The following is a 14,566-nucleotide window of genomic DNA, read 5'->3' on the forward strand; positions in this document are numbered from 1 at the left end:
GAGTTGAGGTCGAGCATCAGGCTTTGCGTCCCAGCATACGAGTCAGGGTCGCATCACGATCAATAAAATGGTGTTTCAAGGCTACTAGACCATGAAGACCTGCAAAAATCACCACGGTCCACGCCAGGTATAAATGCACGACACCCGCCACATCGGCCTGGTCGGGCAGGTTGGAAATCAGTGCAGGTACTTCAAACAGCCCGAAGACCGGGATGCCCACGCCTTCTGAGGTAGAAATCAGATAGCCCGCGATCATCACGGCAAACAGGCTCACGTACAAAAACCCGTGACCGAGCTTAGCGCCGATACGCGTTGCCCGACTGTAACTGGCCAGTGCCGGTGGGGCCGGGCTGATCCAGATCCATAGGACACGCAGCACCATCACGGCGAGAAGTGTCAGACCAATGCTTTTATGCAGGTCGGGTGCCTCTTTACGCCATGGGCTGTAGTAATCCAGACCGACCATCCATAAACCCAGGGCGAACAGTCCGAACACCACCAACGCAACAGACCAGTGCATGAAAATGCTCACCGCACCATATCGGGAAGAAGAGTTACGTAGCTGCATTGCCAACATCCTGTAGGAACTTGGATCTAAGACTAATGGTTTACCTATCGATTGAAAGCGCATTTTTTAGCTGCAAGGTATCGATAAATACGATGTGTAGCCTGTGGGGCAATAGTTAAGCAAACGTTAACAATATTTAGTGTTGTTCTTGTGTGTCTGCAAGCGTCTTAGCGTTGCATGAATTTGTAATAGGTTGTGACGCGCCTGCGGATTGCATAGGCTTGCGCGATTGTTTACCCGCACATGTCGGGAACCAGCGCCAGGAGAGTGGAAATGGGCCTGAATAATCAGTGGATGCAGCGCGACCTTGCCGTGTTATGGCATCCCTGCACCCAAATGAAGGATCACGAGCAACTGCCGTTGATCCCGATCAAGCGCGGCGAAGGCGTGTGGCTCGAAGATTTCGAAGGCAAGCGTTACCTGGATGCGGTGAGTTCCTGGTGGGTCAACGTGTTTGGCCACTGCAATCCGCGTATCAACCAGCGCATCAAGGATCAGGTCGACCAGCTGGAGCACGTGATCCTTGCCGGTTTCAGCCATCAGCCAGTGATAGAGCTGTCCGAACGCCTGGTGAAAATGACGCCAGAAGGGCTGACCCGTTGTTTCTACGCCGACAACGGTTCGTCGTGTATCGAAGTTGCGCTGAAGATGAGCTTTCACTACTGGCTCAATCGCGAACAGCCGAACAAAAAACGTTTCGTGACCCTGACCAACAGCTACCACGGCGAAACCATGGCGGCGATGTCGGTGGGCGACGTGCCGTTGTTCACCGAAACCTATAAGGCATTGCTGCTGGACACCATCAAGGTGCCTAGCCCCGATTGCTACCTGCGCCCTGAGGGCGTGAGCTGGGAAGAACATTCGCGCACGATGTTTCTGGCTATGGAGCAGACGCTGGCCGAGCACCACGACACGGTTGCGGCGGTGATCGTTGAGCCACTGATTCAGGGCGCGGGCGGTATGCGCATGTACCACCCGGTATACCTCACGCTGCTGCGCGAGGCCTGTGACCGCTACGGTGTACACCTGATCCTCGATGAGATCGCCGTGGGCTTTGGTCGCACCGGGACGATGTTTGCGTGTGAGCAGGCAGGTATCACTCCGGACTTTCTGTGCTTGTCCAAGGCACTAACCGGTGGCTATTTGCCGTTGGCTGCCTGCGTCACCACGGACGAGGTGTACAGCGCGTTCTATGACGACTACCCGACCTTGCGTGCCTTTCTGCATTCCCACAGCTACACGGGCAATCCACTGGCCTGCGCAGCGGCTTTGGCGACGTTGGATATCTTCGAAGAAGACAACGTGATCGAGAACAACAAAGCCCTGGCTCAACGCATGGCCAGCGCGACGGCGCATCTGGTTGACCATCCCCATGTCTCGGAAGTACGTCAGACCGGTATGGTGCTGGCCATTGAAATGGTCCAGGACAAAGCCAGCAAAGCGGCTTACCCGTGGCAGGAACGTCGAGGCCTGAAAGTCTTTCAGCACGCACTGGAGCGTGGCGCGCTGTTGCGTCCACTGGGCAGCGTGGTGTATTTCTTGCCGCCTTACGTCATCACCCCGGAGCAGATCGACTTTTTGGCCGAAGTGGCCAGCGAAGGCATCGATATTGCGACCCGCAACGATATCAGTGTGGCCGTGCCGTCGAACTTTCATCCGGACTTCCGCGACCCGGGCTAAACCGGGCCGTACTTATATCTACTGTGGGAGCGAGCCTGCTCGCTCCCACAGTCAGTAGTTGAACTTTCAGAGAATTTACATGAGATTGTCCCGCTTCTTTATCGACGCTCCCTTGAGCCTTGGTGAGCATGAGTTGCCTGAGGCCCAGGCGCATTACATTGGCCGCGTGCTGCGCATGGCCGAGGGCGATGCCCTGCAAGTGTTCGACGGCTCGGGCCAGGAGTTTTCAGGGCGCTTGCTGGAAGTTGGCAAAAAACGCGTGCGCGTGCTGCTGGACGAAACCTTTGCGGGGCAAGTCGAATCACCCTTGGCCATCCATCTCGGCCAGGGCTTGTCCCGTGGCGAGCGCATGGACTGGGCGATTCAAAAGGCCACCGAGCTGGGGGTGACTGAAATCACGCCGATCATGAGCGAGCGCTGCGAAGTGCGGCTCAAGGACGAGCGCGCCGACAAGCGCCTGGCCCACTGGCGGCAAGTGGCGATCAGTGCTTGTGAGCAATGCGGTCGTTCACGGGTACCGGTGATTCATCCCCCGATGATGCTCGGCGACTGGATCAAAACCACCGAAGCGGATTTGAAGCTGGTATTGCACCCGGTGTCAGAACCCTTGGCCAGCCACGAGAAACCTACGCGCCTGGCGTTCTTGATCGGCCCGGAAGGCGGCCTGACCGACAACGAAATCGACCTGGCCCAAGCCGCCGGCTACCAGCCTGCACGCCTTGGCCCACGAGTACTGCGCACCGAAACCGCCCCGGTTGTAGCCCTCGCTGTGGCGCAGCAGTTGTGGGGTGATTTCTAAGTCAGCCTCAGCCCTTTTTTGCTTTTGTGGGAGCGGGCTTGCTCGCGATTGGATCGACGCGGTTATCCAGATAAACCGCGGCGCCTGCATCGCGAGCAAGCCCGCTCCCACAGAGGGATGTGTTAAAGCAGCACGCGCCTGAGTGCAGCAGGCGCGTCTTGGGACAGCTGGTTTGAAGGTGAGGGTGTAACGGAAGACTTTTTTTGACGCCCTTACTCCACCGGATCACTTACAGGCTTGGCGATGATTTGTTTCAGCTCGGCGGTCATCGGGAACTCAAGGTTCAGGCCGTTGGGCGGGATCGGCTGTTCGAACCAGCGCTGGTAAATGCTGGTGATCTCACCGGACTGATACAAGTCAGCCAGTGTCTTGTTCACCACCGCCAGTAACTGCGGATCGTCCTTGCGCACCATGCAGCTGTAGATTTCCCGGGATTGCTCATCCCCTACAACCACCCATTTGTGCGGATCACGGGCCTTGGCGCGTTCGCCGTAAAGCAGCGCGTCGTCCATGTAAAACGCTACGGCACGGCCGGTTTCAAGCATCTTGAAGGCTTCGCCGTGGTCTTTGGCGCTGATTACGTTCATGCCCATCTTGTGGTCGGCGCTGTAGCTTTTGATAAAGCGCTCGTTGGTGGTGCCCGCCGTGGTGACGACGTTCTTGTCGCGCAAGTCATCGAAGCCTTTGATGCCGCTGTCTTTAGCGGTCAGCAACTGGCCTTTGACGTAGATAAACCCATACGAAAACGCCACCTGCTTTTGTCGCTCGGCGGTCACACCGGTTGAGCCGCATTCCAGGTCCACGGTGCCGTTCTGCACCAGCGGGATTCGGGTTTGCGAGGTCACCAGGTTGTATTTGACCTTCAGCGGTTTATCGCCCACTTGTTGCTGGATACGTTCGACGATTTTGTTCGCCAACTCCACCGAATAGCCCATCGGTTTGCCGCTGTTATCCCCTACATAAGAAAACGGTACCGACGCATCGCGATAACCCAGGGTAATACTGCCGGAGTCGGCGATTTTCTTTAGGGTGCCCTGCAAGGGCGTCTCATTGGCTTGCACGGTATGGCTGATCAACAGGCCCAGCGTGCAACTGATCAAGGTAAGTTTTTTCATGTTGTTGTTTTCCCTTAAAACAGATTAATGACGAACAGCAATCACGCTTATTTCCACCAACACCTGAGGTCGCGCCAGTTCGGCTTGCAAGGTGGTGCGGGTGGGCACCTTGCCTGCCGATAGCCAGGCTGACCACACAGCATTCATGGCGGCAAAGTCGCGCTGAATGTTTTGCAGGTAAATAGTCGCGTTAAGGATGTGATCCTTGTCGCTGCCGGTTTCGGCCAGCAAAGCGTCGATTTTGCTCAAAACCTCTTGAGTCTGCGCCGTGATGTCCTCGCTTTGCGTGGGCACTTGTCCGGACAGAAATACCAGTGCCTCGAACGTCGCGGCGGCGCTCAAACGGTCATTGCTGTTGATGCGGTGGATCGTCATCAGGCTTTCCTTCTGGTTGGGGTGCCGCACTCAGGCAGCCAGGCCTTGCAGGTCAATGGACGTCTTGCGTTGTGCAATCAGCTCGCTCAGCAAACGCCCGCTGCCACAGGCCAGGGTGAAGCCCAGTGCGCCGTGGCCCAGGTTTAGCCACAGGTTGCGATAGCCGCTGGCGCCCAGGATGGGCACGCCACTGGGGGTTGCAGGACGCATGCCGGCCCACTCGATCGCGTCGGCATAGTTTCCCGCCTCCGGGAAAGTACTGCTTGCCAGCTGGCGCATTTGCGCCAGGCGTTGCGGGTCCGGCGAGGGGTCGAAACCGACAATGTCGACCATCGCGGCAATGCGCAGTTGTTCGCCGATGCGGGCATAAACAATTTTGCGGTCGTAATCGGTGATGCTTACGTGCGGTGCTTTTTGCGGGTCAGCCAGTGCCAGCGTGAGGCTGTAGCCCTTGAGAGGGTACAGCGGCAGGCTCAGCCCCGGCAGGCGCAGGGCCGGGCTGTTGTGCCCCGCTGCGAGCACAAGCTGATCCACTTCCAGCACCTCGTCGCCCATTTCCACCGCCTTTACTTCACCGTTGGCGTGACGAAGACGGGTGACGGTTTTACCCAGCATGAACGTGCAGCGGCCACTGGCTTTTAAGCGGGCGACCAGTTGTTGGCAGAACGCGTGGCAGTCACCGACCTCTTCGCTCGGGGTGTAGATTCCACCCACAAATGCCGAGCCCTGCAGGCCGGGCTCCAGGCTGGCGCATTCGCTGGCTGACAGCGCGTGTTGAAATGAACTGTGGATAACTTTTTTGCGGGCTTTGTCGAAATTGGCGCGCTCACGAAACGCTACCAGTTTGCCGTTGCGCTGCCAGGCGAAACCGTCCAGCTGATCCTCTTCGCGCCATTGCTGCAAAGTGGCCTGGCTAAGCAATGCCAGGCGCAATAAATGCGCGCCATTGCGCTGGTTCACCGAACCCCGGCACGCCGCAATAAACGATGCCAGCCAGCGCCATTGGGCCGGGTCCATGCGTGGGCGCAGCTTGAGTGGCGAGTCACCGCGCAGCATCCACCCTACCGCTTGCAAGGGCACCCCGGCGTCGGCCAGCGGTGCGACATAGCGATAGGAAAGCTGGCCGCCATTGGCAAAGCTGGTCTGGCTGCCCAGGGTTGGCTGGGCCTCGATCACGCTGACTTCAAAGCCGTCACGCACCAATGCATACGCCGTTGCCAGCCCGATAACGCCCCCGCCGATGATGCAAACTCGCTTTGCCATGTCAGTCCTTAGCCCGCTGTTGAACAGGCTTCAGGTTAGGGGCAGGTGACAGGTGGCGAACAATGAATAAAGATGGTCCTCCCATAAACAAAGGTTATGGACTGCTGCCATGCGCTTGCGTCATATCGAAGTGTTTCAGGCGATTCGTCAAACCGGATCTGTGAGTGCCGCGGCGCAACTGCTGCATGTCTCGCAGCCTGCGGTGAGCAAGGTGCTGCAACACGCTGAACAGCGGTTGGGGTTCCCCCTGTTTTTACGGGTGCGCGGCAAATTGCAGCCCACCCCCGAGGCGCTGTTGCTGGAGCGCGAAGTCGACAAGGTGACCGAGAGCCTGCAAGGCGTGCAGCGTCTGGCTGAAAGCCTGCGCCGGGAGCCGGGGCATCGTTTGCGTATCGGCAGCACGCCGGCGTTGGCGTTGTCGCTTTTGCCGCCAGTGATCAGCGAGTGGACCCGTCGTTATCCCGACATCAACTGTGAGCTGGCCAGCGCCCATAGCCGTGAGCTGGTGCAAAACCTGTTGATGCGCGAACTGGACGTGGCCCTGACTTTCAAGCTCCCCGATCATCCGGGGCTCAAGGCTCGGGCGTTGGCCCACGGTGTGCTGGTAGCGCTGGCCCCGCGAGGTTACTGGGCGGATGAAAGCGAAGGCGTACCGCTGGCGCTGGATGAGTTGGCGGATGCGCCGCTGATCGGGCTGAGCAGTGCCGATCCGCTGTTTGCCCGTCTGGACAGCTACCTGCAAGCCGTAGAGCCGCCGCCACGCATCAGCATCGCGGTACAGACCTATTCGCTGGCGCGGGCGATGGTGGAGTCGGGTGCGGGGTTGGCGGTGATTGATCCGTTTACGGCGTTGGGCGCTTCGCGGGCGAGCACCTTGGTCCGGCCATTGAGCCCGGCGCTGCCGATAACGCTGTACGCGTTGACCCGAGCGGACGAAGCCCCGGCGCATACGCTGGAAGGGTTGCTGCAACTGTTCGCTGAGCGTGCCAGCGAGCAGTTGCAGCGGTTGGCGGGTGGCTAACGGCATTTAAAAATTGTGGGAGCGAGCCTGCTCGCGAAGATCATTCGCGAGCAGGCTCGCTCCCACGGTTGAAGTCATGCTTTATTTGGGCAGTGCGTACACCACCACCTGATCCCCCACCTGATCTTTCATGATCGAGTTGCCGCCCGCCACAAACGCCACATATTGCCGGCCTTTGTATTCATACACGGCGGGGTTGGCAACTGCGGGTGCCATGACAATGTCCGACCACAGTTCCTTGCCGTCCTCCAGCGCATAGGCACGAACCTTGGCATCCATCGAGGCGCCAATAAACACCACGCCACCTGCGGTCACTGCCGGGCCACCAATGGTCGGTGAGCCCATGTCTTCAGGCATGTACCAACCCCACTGCTGGACGGCGCCCATCGGACGACGCCATTTCACGTCACCGGTGCGCATGTCGATTGCCACGATTTCACCGAAAGGCGGTGCCCAGCACGGCATGCCTGCCCAGTTCTGCGCGTTGAGCAGGCTCATGCCATAAGGTGCGCCGATCTGTGGGTAGAAGCCGTTTTCGTTGCCTGCAGTTTTGGGCTGTTTATCGTATGAAGCGCGGTCCCACAGCTTGATCATCTGCACGATGTGCGAGGTGTTCACAATGGCGACCTGGCTCACCGGGTCAAACGCTACACCGCCCCATTGCACGCCACCGGCACTGTCCGGATAGGCCAGTACGCCGTTGCCTTTGGTGCTGGGTGGCGAGTACATGCCGTTGTATTCCAGGCCGTCCCACATTTTCGTGCACTGACCAAAACCGACAATGTCGGCGATTTTCCAGATCGCCGGTTTTTTGGATTGATCCATCAACGGGGCAGGCTTGGTGGGGAACGGTTGGGTGGGCGAGTAGACCTCCCCGGCGGCATCACCCTGAGGTACCGGGCGCTCTTCAATCGGCCATACGTCCTCGCCTGTCCGGCGGTCAACGGTGAACAAAAAGCCCATCTTGGTCGCTTGCACCAAGGCCGCCACAGGCTTGCCATCGACAGTGATGTCCATCAGCGTCGGAGCTGAGTTGATGTCGTAGTCCCATATGTCGTGGTGAACCCATTGACGAGACCACACGACCTTGCCGGTATTGATATCCAGTGCGGTGGTGGAAGTGCCCAGCGGAATCGGTTTAGTCCGGTTACCGCCCCAGTAGTTGGGTGAAGGCGAGGACACGGGGATGTAGAGCAAGCCCAGCGCCGGGTCATAAGACATCGCGGTCCAGATGTTGGCGGTACCGGTTTTGCCTGCTTCTTCTTCCGGAATTGGCTTGAATTCCCACTCCAGTTCGCCCGTGCGGGCATTGAGGGCAAACAGCGAGCCTGGGGACTCGACCTCATATTCCCAGTCTTTACCGGCCCAGCCCACGATCAGCTTGTCACCGATGACAGTGGGTGGCTGCAGCTGCGACAGCGGCCATTTCGCATTCATGGTGTTCCATTGGTTGACGTCCACCACCCCGTTTTTGCCGAAGCCTTCGCACGGCTTGCCGGTGTCGGCATCCACCGCATAGAGCTGGGCAGTCATGTTGCCCAGGTACACCATTTTTTGGCAGGCCACACCCTGTTGCGGGGCTTTTTCTTGCCAGTAGGCCACGCCTCGTGATTTCAGTGCAGGCTGGGTTTCGGCGACCAGTTGCGACTTGGTGTCATAGGTCCACTTCTCTTTGCCGGTCTCGGGCTCAAGAGCGATGATCCGGTAAAAAGGCGTGCCGACGTACAGCGTGTCATTGGCAAAAATAGGTGTGGCAGACCATACCGATGGCGGGATTTTGCCCGTCCCGGTAGACATGTCACCCGTGAAGTACTCCCAGACTTTGGTGAGCTTGCCGACGTTGTCCTTGTTGATTTGAGTCAGCGGCGAGTATTTTTGCGAACTCAGTTGCCCGTGGAAGCTGTCCCATTCCTTGCCGCTCGGGATCGGAATTTTTGCGTCCTCGGCAGAGATGTTGGACGGCGCCAGCAAAGGCGGTGGAACGGTGTAGGTGTCTTGCGCGTGAACGCTGGAAACACCCGCCAGCAAGCACAACGCCGGTGCTGTCAAAAACTGTCTTTTGATCCCGCTCATATCGCGCTCCTTGTTGGCTTGCCGGCAAAGGTTTCAATGACAACACCCACGGCGTAGATCGCCAGAACGGCTGCTGTCCACCAACCGTGCAGAAGGCACGCGGCAAAAATTGTCCCGATGACACCCACCCACGCTAAAAAGAGGACGAAGTTACGCAGGCCTCCAGCCTTGGCTTGAGCCAGCACCACCCCCAGAATAAACAGTACAAACTCGGCAAGCATCGCTGTCATTGCGCCCCCGGAATCGGTCACGCCGGACAAGGGGGTGAAGAATCGCCAGGCCGTAATGGCCAGGGCAATCAATGCCGTGATGATCATGATGTTGGCGCCTAGATGGCGCCTGGGTGGTGCGTAGGCAGCAGAAGTGCTCATCCCGTTCTCCTTTTCGTGTCATGCCTTAAGGCCTCAGGAACGTGAGTGTAGCCAAGGCGTGGAAAAACACCGGGATGCTGCGCTAAGCACCGATCCGTAGCAGTTGCTGAAGGCTGCGTTCGAGTGCGAAGCAGTCGTAAAACCTGAGCGCCCGGTTTACCTGAAAGACCGTGCAACCTGAGCTTGCGACGACTTCGTCGCCGGACGCAGCCTACGGCAGCTGCTACGGAGTCTGTACGCCCCAAACGGCTTCGTTGGGGCTAACAGTTTTAATGGGCTTGGCTGCCTTCAGCCTCCACCGGGGCATCCTTGGTCACATGGCGGACCAGTTTGCCAATGGTCAAGCCCTGGAACAGGATTGAGGAGAGCACCACGATGTAGGTGATACTCAGGATCAGATCACGCTCCGGGCCCAGCGGTAATGCCAGGGCCAGCGCCACCGAAACACCGCCGCGCAGGCCGCCCCATGTCAGGATGCGGATGGTGCCGCGTGGCACGGTGCGCCAGCGGCGCAGCAGGACAATGGCCGGGGCCACGGTCAAAAGGCGTGAAAGCAAAATGGCTACGGCCAGAACGCTGGCCGCCAGCAAATGCAGCCACGAGAAGGGCAGAAGCAACAGTTCCATGCCTATCAGCGCGAACAGCAGCGCATTAAGCATGTCATCCAGCAACTCCCAAAAACCGTCCATGTAGCGACGGGTCATCTCGTTCATGGCCTTGTTGCGGCCCAGATTACCGATGATCAGACCGGCGACCACCATCGCGATCGGCGCCGACACATGCAGCTCACTGGCCATGGCAGAGCCACCTATCACCAGTGCCAGGGTCAGCATCACTTCGATCTGATATTGCTCGATGCTCTTGATCATCCGGTACACCAGATAACCGATCAAACCACCGAACACCACGCCACCGATGGCTTCGTGAACAAACAGCATGGCCGTGGCACTCAGGCTCGGGGTTTCACCCAGTTGCACGATGCCGAGCAACACGGTGAATACCACAACAGCGGTGCCGTCATTGAACAGCGACTCGCCCACAATGGTGGTTTTCAGCGGCTTGGAGGCGTTGGCGGTACGCAGTACACCCAGCACGGCAATCGGATCGGTGGGGGAGATGAGTGCGCCGAACAACAGGCAGTACAGGAAGCTGATATGCCAGCCGAACAGGGCGAAAATCCAGTACGCCAGGCTACCGATCACGGTGGTAGCGATCAGGACACCGACGGTCGCCAGCAGGCCAATCGGCCAGCGATAGCTGCGCACATCATTGATATTGACGTGCAGGGCGCCTGCAAACAGCAGGAACGACAGCATCCAGTTCATCAGCAGATCGCCAAAGTCGATCTGGCCGATGAGCTCCTGCACGCGTTCTTCGAGGCCCGGGTAGCCGATAAAGCTCAAGCCTTGCAGTAGCAACGAAAACATAAGGGCGGTGACCATCACGCCAATCGTCGGCGGCAGACCGATAAAGCGGAAGTTCACGTAAGTCAGTAGTGAGGTCAGGCAGATAAACGCAGCAACAAGCTCAAGCATCCGGGATCCTGTGGTGGCGAGAGTGAATGGAAACCCGATCAGTTCGGGCTATGTTTGGATGCAGGCGCGGGCGTCAGGGGCACATCCCCGGGGTGTGGCAAATGGGCGCGACGTGCGAGGTCATTGACCACGCAGTTGCACTGAGGTTGCATGTGCGCTCGGGCCACTCACAACAAGGAGTCTGCGGTGCTGGCAACGGTGTTGGTGTTGGTCGCGGCGGTGTTGCACGCGATCTGGAATACCCTGATCAAGTTCAGCGGTGAGCGTTTGCTGGTCATCGCCTGTATGGACACAGTTGCGTTAGTGGTCGTGGCAGCACTGGTGGGCTTTGCGTCATGGCCACCGCAGGAAATCTGGCCGTGGATTTTGGCCTCGGTGTTATTCGAACTGGTTTATCGGGTGCTGCTGATTCGCGCCTATCGGGTGGGAGATCTGGGGTTGGTGTATCCGCTGATGCGCGGGCTCTCGCCATTGGTGGTGCTGGCGTTGACCCTGACCTTTGCAGGGGAAGTGCTTACGGGTCAGCAAATTATCGGCATTTTACTGATTCCGTGCGGTATGGCTTGCCTGCTGTGGCAGGGTGGCGGCGGTGATCGTCTGCCATGGTCGATGCTACCGGTGGTGGCACTGATCGGTCTGTGTATCGGCAGCTATACCTTTCTGGACGGTCAGGCGATCCGGCGTTGGCCCCATCCTCTGGATTATCTGGTGTGGGTCACGCTGCTCAGTGCCTGGCCGTTTCCGCTGCTGGCGATGACCCGCAAGCGTGCCGCGTTTACGCTGTTCTGGCGTACTCAGTGGCGGTTGGGGGTAGCGGTGGGGGTTTGCGTGCTGGCCAGCTATGCGCTGGTGCTGTGGGCCATGCATTTGGGTTCTATTGCCGAGGCGGCGGCGTTGCGCGAAGTCAGTGTGATTCTGGTGGTGTTGTTTGGCATGCGTTACCTCAAAGAACCTTTTGGCGGACCCAGGCTCTTAGCCTGTGGGTTGGTGCTGATCGGCATGCTCGTGATGAAACTCTAAAAAGGAAATTCCAATGACGGTTGCTTTCTGGTGTGTGCTTATTGCCTTCTGTTTGACGTATGTGTGTACCGCTTTTGCCAAGTTCAGTGATGGCAAGTTCGGCCCCAAGCAAAACCATGATCCACGTACGTATCTCGACAATCTTCAAGGTTTTGCCAAGCGTGCCCACAGCGCCCAGCTAAACAGCTTCGAAGTGACCCCGGCTTTTGCTGCCGCGGTGATCATTGCCGACATCGTAGGTAACGCCCAGCCCGTGACCATTGATGTGCTGGCGGTGCTGTTTATCACCAGCCGCCTGCTGTACATCATTTGCTACCTGGCCGACTGGGCGATCCTGCGCTCCATCGTGTGGTTCATCGGCATGGGACTGGTGGTCAGCTTCTTTTTTGTGTCGATGTAAACGCAAGCCAATAACGAATGTGTGGGAGCGGGCTTGCTCGCGATGCAGGCGATCCGGTCTGCCTGATGCACTGCGGTGATGCCATCGCGAGCAAGCCCGCTCCCACAAAGGTTTGGTTTCATTGCATGCAGGTGGTTTTACTGCGGCAATGCCGCGCCTTTAGGCCATAGCAGCCAGATATTGCCCTTCTGCTTCATGTCGCCCGCAATCAGCCCGGCTTCAGGGCCGGTGCCCACGAAGAAGTCGGCACGCACTTCGCCAGCAATGGCGCCGCCGGTGTCCTGGGCGGCCACCGGACGTACGATGGGCTGGCCATCTGCCTGGGTGGTCGACAACCACAGCAGGCTGCCCAGCGGGATCACCTTGCGGTCCACCGCCACGCTATAGCCAGCCGTTAGCGGCACGTTCAGCGAGCCGCGCGGCCCTTCGTTGCTGTCCGGGTTCTGGGTGAAAAACACGTAGCTCGGGTTGCTGGCCAGCATCTCGTGGACCCGTTGCGGGTTAGCCATGGCCCAGGCGTGAATGGTGCCCATGGTCACGTCTTCTTTTTTCAGTTCGCCCTGTTCAACCAGCCAGCGACCAATCGGTTTGTACGGGTGGCCGTTCTGGTCGGCATAACCGATACGCAGCTGGCGGCCATTGTCGAGTTGAACCCGGCCAGAGCCCTGGATTTGCAGAAACTGCAAATCCATCGGGTCGGTCAGCCACGCCAGTACCGGTGCTTGCAGACCTTTGCTGTTAATGGTCTCTGCGGTGTCGTAAGGCTTGAGCACACGGCCCTCAAGGCGCCCGCGCAGGCGTTTGCCTTTGAGCTCGGGGTAGATGCTGTCCAGATTGACCACGATCAAGTCCGCCGGGACGCCATAAATAGGCACATTGGCGGCCTGGGTAGGCTTGAGGCTGCCAGGGTAGACCGGTTCGTAGTAACCGGTGATCAGGCCGTCGCTGCTGCCTTCGGCCGAGCGCAGGCTGTACACGTCGAGGTGGGTTTGCAGGAAGCTGCTGATCTCGGCCACGCTCGGGCTGGCAGGCAAGGCGGCTGCATCGCTGCAAACGGGGCCCCAGTTGGCGTCCGCCTTGAGTCGGGTACAAGCGCTGCGCCATGAAGCAAACCCGCTTTGCAGGTCGCTGCCCGTCACTTCAGGCAAAGCGCTCCAGTCAGCCTTGCTGTAGGTCGTGTGGGGTTCAGGCTTGGGGGTGTCCTTGTCGGTGCCGTTACATCCGGCCAGCAACATGACGACGGGCAAGGCCCAGGCCAGAGGCTTGAAAAGTGTGTTCATGGGCAAAATTCCTTCAAGGTTTGCCGAGGTCGGATGACCGTCAGGCAATCCTTGTATTCAATAGGGGTATTGGTCTTTGCAGGTGACGCGAGGATACTGGCGACCGATTTCCGTGACCTGAAGCGACCATGACTTTTAAACGATTGACTGTTGTAGTGCTGGCCTGCCTGACGTTGTCTGCGTGTGGCGGGGTGGATCCCGATTCGCCGTTGGGCCAGCGTAAAGCGATTTTCAAGCAAATGCTAAAAACCAGCGAAGACCTGGGGGGCATGTTGCGAGGTCGGATTCCGTTCGACGGTCCGCGCTTTACCGAAGGTGCTATCAAGCTGGATGCTTTGGCTCACGAGCCTTGGAAGCATTTCCCGCAGGTGAAGGAGTCCGATCTAACCAGTGCTACCGATGATGTCTGGCAAAAGCAGGAACGATTTCAACAACTGGCGCGCCAGTTGGAAGCCGCTACGGGCGAGCTGGTTGTTGCCAGCCAGGTACAACCCTACAAAGCCAGTCACCTGACGCCAGCAGTGCAGAAAGTCGAAGACACCTGCAGTGCGTGCCACAAGGAATTCAGGAATCACTGACGATCAAAAGCCCCTCACCCTCTCCCAGAGAGAGAGGGTTGGGGTGAGGGTGCTTTGGCGTATTACTTATCCAGCTGATCCAGCGCTTCTTGCAGTTCCTTGCGCGATTCGGCCAGCTTGTTTTTACGCTTGTCGATTTTTTCCGGATCGCCTTTCTTCATGGCTTTGTCCAGATCAGCCTGGCGCTTGCTGACTTCGTGCTTGGCTTCCAGCACCTTGTTTTCGCGCTCCTTGCGCAGGCCTGCGTCAGTGCAGTGCTCGGTAACTTCACTCAGGGCTTTTTCCAGGCCAGCAACCTGATTGCTGTTGCCGTGGGCACGAGCCTGCTCAAGTTGCAGGGTGATGGCTTGTTTCTTGGCAGCGCAACCGGTGAGTTCCGGTGCTGCATCAGCGGCCATCAACGGGGCAGCCAGCAGGCCGCAAACAGTAAACAGGGCGAGCGGTGAAAGTAATTTCATAAATAGCTCCATGACAAAAGATGACAATAA

At 58.4% G+C, this 14,566-nt stretch carries 15 protein-coding genes; 6 read left to right on the top strand and 9 right to left on the bottom strand.

What is annotated here, in order from left to right; genetic code table 11:
• Window positions 1-16: 16 nt before the first annotated feature.
• Entirely contained in the window at window positions 17-568 is a 552-nt protein-coding gene (locus RGV06_RS16100) for a cytochrome b (RefSeq protein ID WP_019828006.1), read from the bottom strand.
• 273 nt (window positions 569-841) lie between these two features.
• Between RGV06_RS16100 and RGV06_RS16105 the strand changes: the two genes are divergently transcribed.
• Window positions 842-2,248, top strand: coding sequence for an adenosylmethionine--8-amino-7-oxononanoate transaminase (locus tag RGV06_RS16105; RefSeq protein WP_019828004.1), 1,407 nt, complete (start codon window positions 842-844; stop codon window positions 2,246-2,248).
• A gap of 79 nt (window positions 2,249-2,327) precedes the next feature.
• A complete protein-coding gene (locus tag RGV06_RS16110) occupies window positions 2,328-3,047 on the top strand; it encodes a 16S rRNA (uracil(1498)-N(3))-methyltransferase (RefSeq protein ID WP_048352501.1) in 720 nt (239 codons plus the stop codon).
• A gap of 212 nt (window positions 3,048-3,259) precedes the next feature.
• Here RGV06_RS16110 and RGV06_RS16115 read toward each other — a convergent pair whose 3' ends face one another.
• Genes RGV06_RS16115 through RGV06_RS16125 form a run of 3 tightly spaced genes read right to left on the bottom strand, consistent with a single transcriptional unit; the run spans window position 3,260 to window position 5,800 of the window.
• Window positions 3,260-4,162: a transporter substrate-binding domain-containing protein gene (locus RGV06_RS16115; protein WP_019828001.1), complete on the bottom strand. Its 903-nt coding sequence runs from the start codon at window positions 4,160-4,162 to the stop codon at window positions 3,260-3,262.
• Between the two features lie 24 nt (window positions 4,163-4,186).
• Window positions 4,187-4,537 (bottom strand): RidA family protein, encoded by a 351-nt coding sequence (locus RGV06_RS16120; protein WP_322150497.1) that lies wholly within the window; start codon window positions 4,535-4,537, stop codon window positions 4,187-4,189.
• A gap of 30 nt (window positions 4,538-4,567) precedes the next feature.
• Window positions 4,568-5,800 carry a D-amino acid dehydrogenase gene (locus tag RGV06_RS16125; protein ID WP_019827997.1) on the bottom strand — a complete coding sequence of 411 codons (1,233 nt, stop codon included), beginning with the start codon at window positions 5,798-5,800 and terminating at the stop codon, window positions 4,568-4,570.
• Window positions 5,801-5,909: 109 nt separating this feature from the next.
• Between RGV06_RS16125 and RGV06_RS16130 the strand changes: the two genes are divergently transcribed.
• Entirely contained in the window at window positions 5,910-6,821 is a 912-nt protein-coding gene (locus tag RGV06_RS16130; RefSeq protein ID WP_046809472.1) for a LysR family transcriptional regulator, read from the top strand.
• An 81-nt stretch (window positions 6,822-6,902) separates the two neighbouring features.
• On the opposite strand, the gene RGV06_RS16135 is transcribed toward RGV06_RS16130, so the two are convergent.
• The 3 genes from RGV06_RS16135 to RGV06_RS16145 form a co-directional block, all read right to left on the bottom strand.
• Entirely contained in the window at window positions 6,903-8,894 is a 1,992-nt protein-coding gene (locus RGV06_RS16135; RefSeq protein ID WP_019827995.1) for a pyrroloquinoline quinone-dependent dehydrogenase, read from the bottom strand.
• A complete protein-coding gene (locus RGV06_RS16140; protein ID WP_019827994.1) occupies window positions 8,891-9,265 on the bottom strand; it encodes a hypothetical protein in 375 nt (124 codons plus the stop codon). Before RGV06_RS16140 ends, RGV06_RS16135 begins: the two co-directional genes overlap by 4 nt.
• Before the next feature lie 269 nt (window positions 9,266-9,534).
• Entirely contained in the window at window positions 9,535-10,800 is a 1,266-nt protein-coding gene (locus RGV06_RS16145; protein ID WP_019827993.1) for a cation:proton antiporter, read from the bottom strand.
• Between the two features lie 186 nt (window positions 10,801-10,986).
• Here RGV06_RS16145 and RGV06_RS16150 point away from each other — a divergent pair, with 186 nt between their 5' ends.
• Complete coding sequence (locus RGV06_RS16150; RefSeq protein ID WP_322151896.1) at window positions 10,987-11,820, top strand: DMT family transporter; 834 nt, start codon at window positions 10,987-10,989, stop codon at window positions 11,818-11,820.
• A gap of 13 nt (window positions 11,821-11,833) precedes the next feature.
• On the top strand, window positions 11,834-12,220 hold the full coding sequence (locus RGV06_RS16155) for an MAPEG family protein (RefSeq protein WP_019827989.1): 387 nt from the start codon (window positions 11,834-11,836) through the stop codon (window positions 12,218-12,220).
• A gap of 137 nt (window positions 12,221-12,357) precedes the next feature.
• On the opposite strand, the gene RGV06_RS16160 is transcribed toward RGV06_RS16155, so the two are convergent.
• Window positions 12,358-13,500, bottom strand: a complete 1,143-nt coding sequence (locus tag RGV06_RS16160) for a murein transglycosylase A (RefSeq protein WP_048352503.1) — start codon at window positions 13,498-13,500, stop codon at window positions 12,358-12,360.
• Window positions 13,501-13,628: 128 nt separating this feature from the next.
• Between RGV06_RS16160 and RGV06_RS16165 the strand changes: the two genes are divergently transcribed.
• A complete protein-coding gene (locus tag RGV06_RS16165) occupies window positions 13,629-14,078 on the top strand; it encodes a c-type cytochrome (protein ID WP_019827987.1) in 450 nt (149 codons plus the stop codon).
• Between the two features lie 62 nt (window positions 14,079-14,140).
• Here RGV06_RS16165 and RGV06_RS16170 read toward each other — a convergent pair whose 3' ends face one another.
• Window positions 14,141-14,536, bottom strand: coding sequence for a DUF1090 domain-containing protein (locus RGV06_RS16170; protein WP_019827986.1), 396 nt, complete (start codon window positions 14,534-14,536; stop codon window positions 14,141-14,143).
• Between the last annotated feature and the right edge of the window lie 30 nt (window positions 14,537-14,566).

Source organism: Pseudomonas sp. CCI3.1 (assembly GCF_034313985.1).
Classification (GTDB): domain Bacteria; phylum Pseudomonadota; class Gammaproteobacteria; order Pseudomonadales; family Pseudomonadaceae; genus Aquipseudomonas; species Aquipseudomonas psychrophila.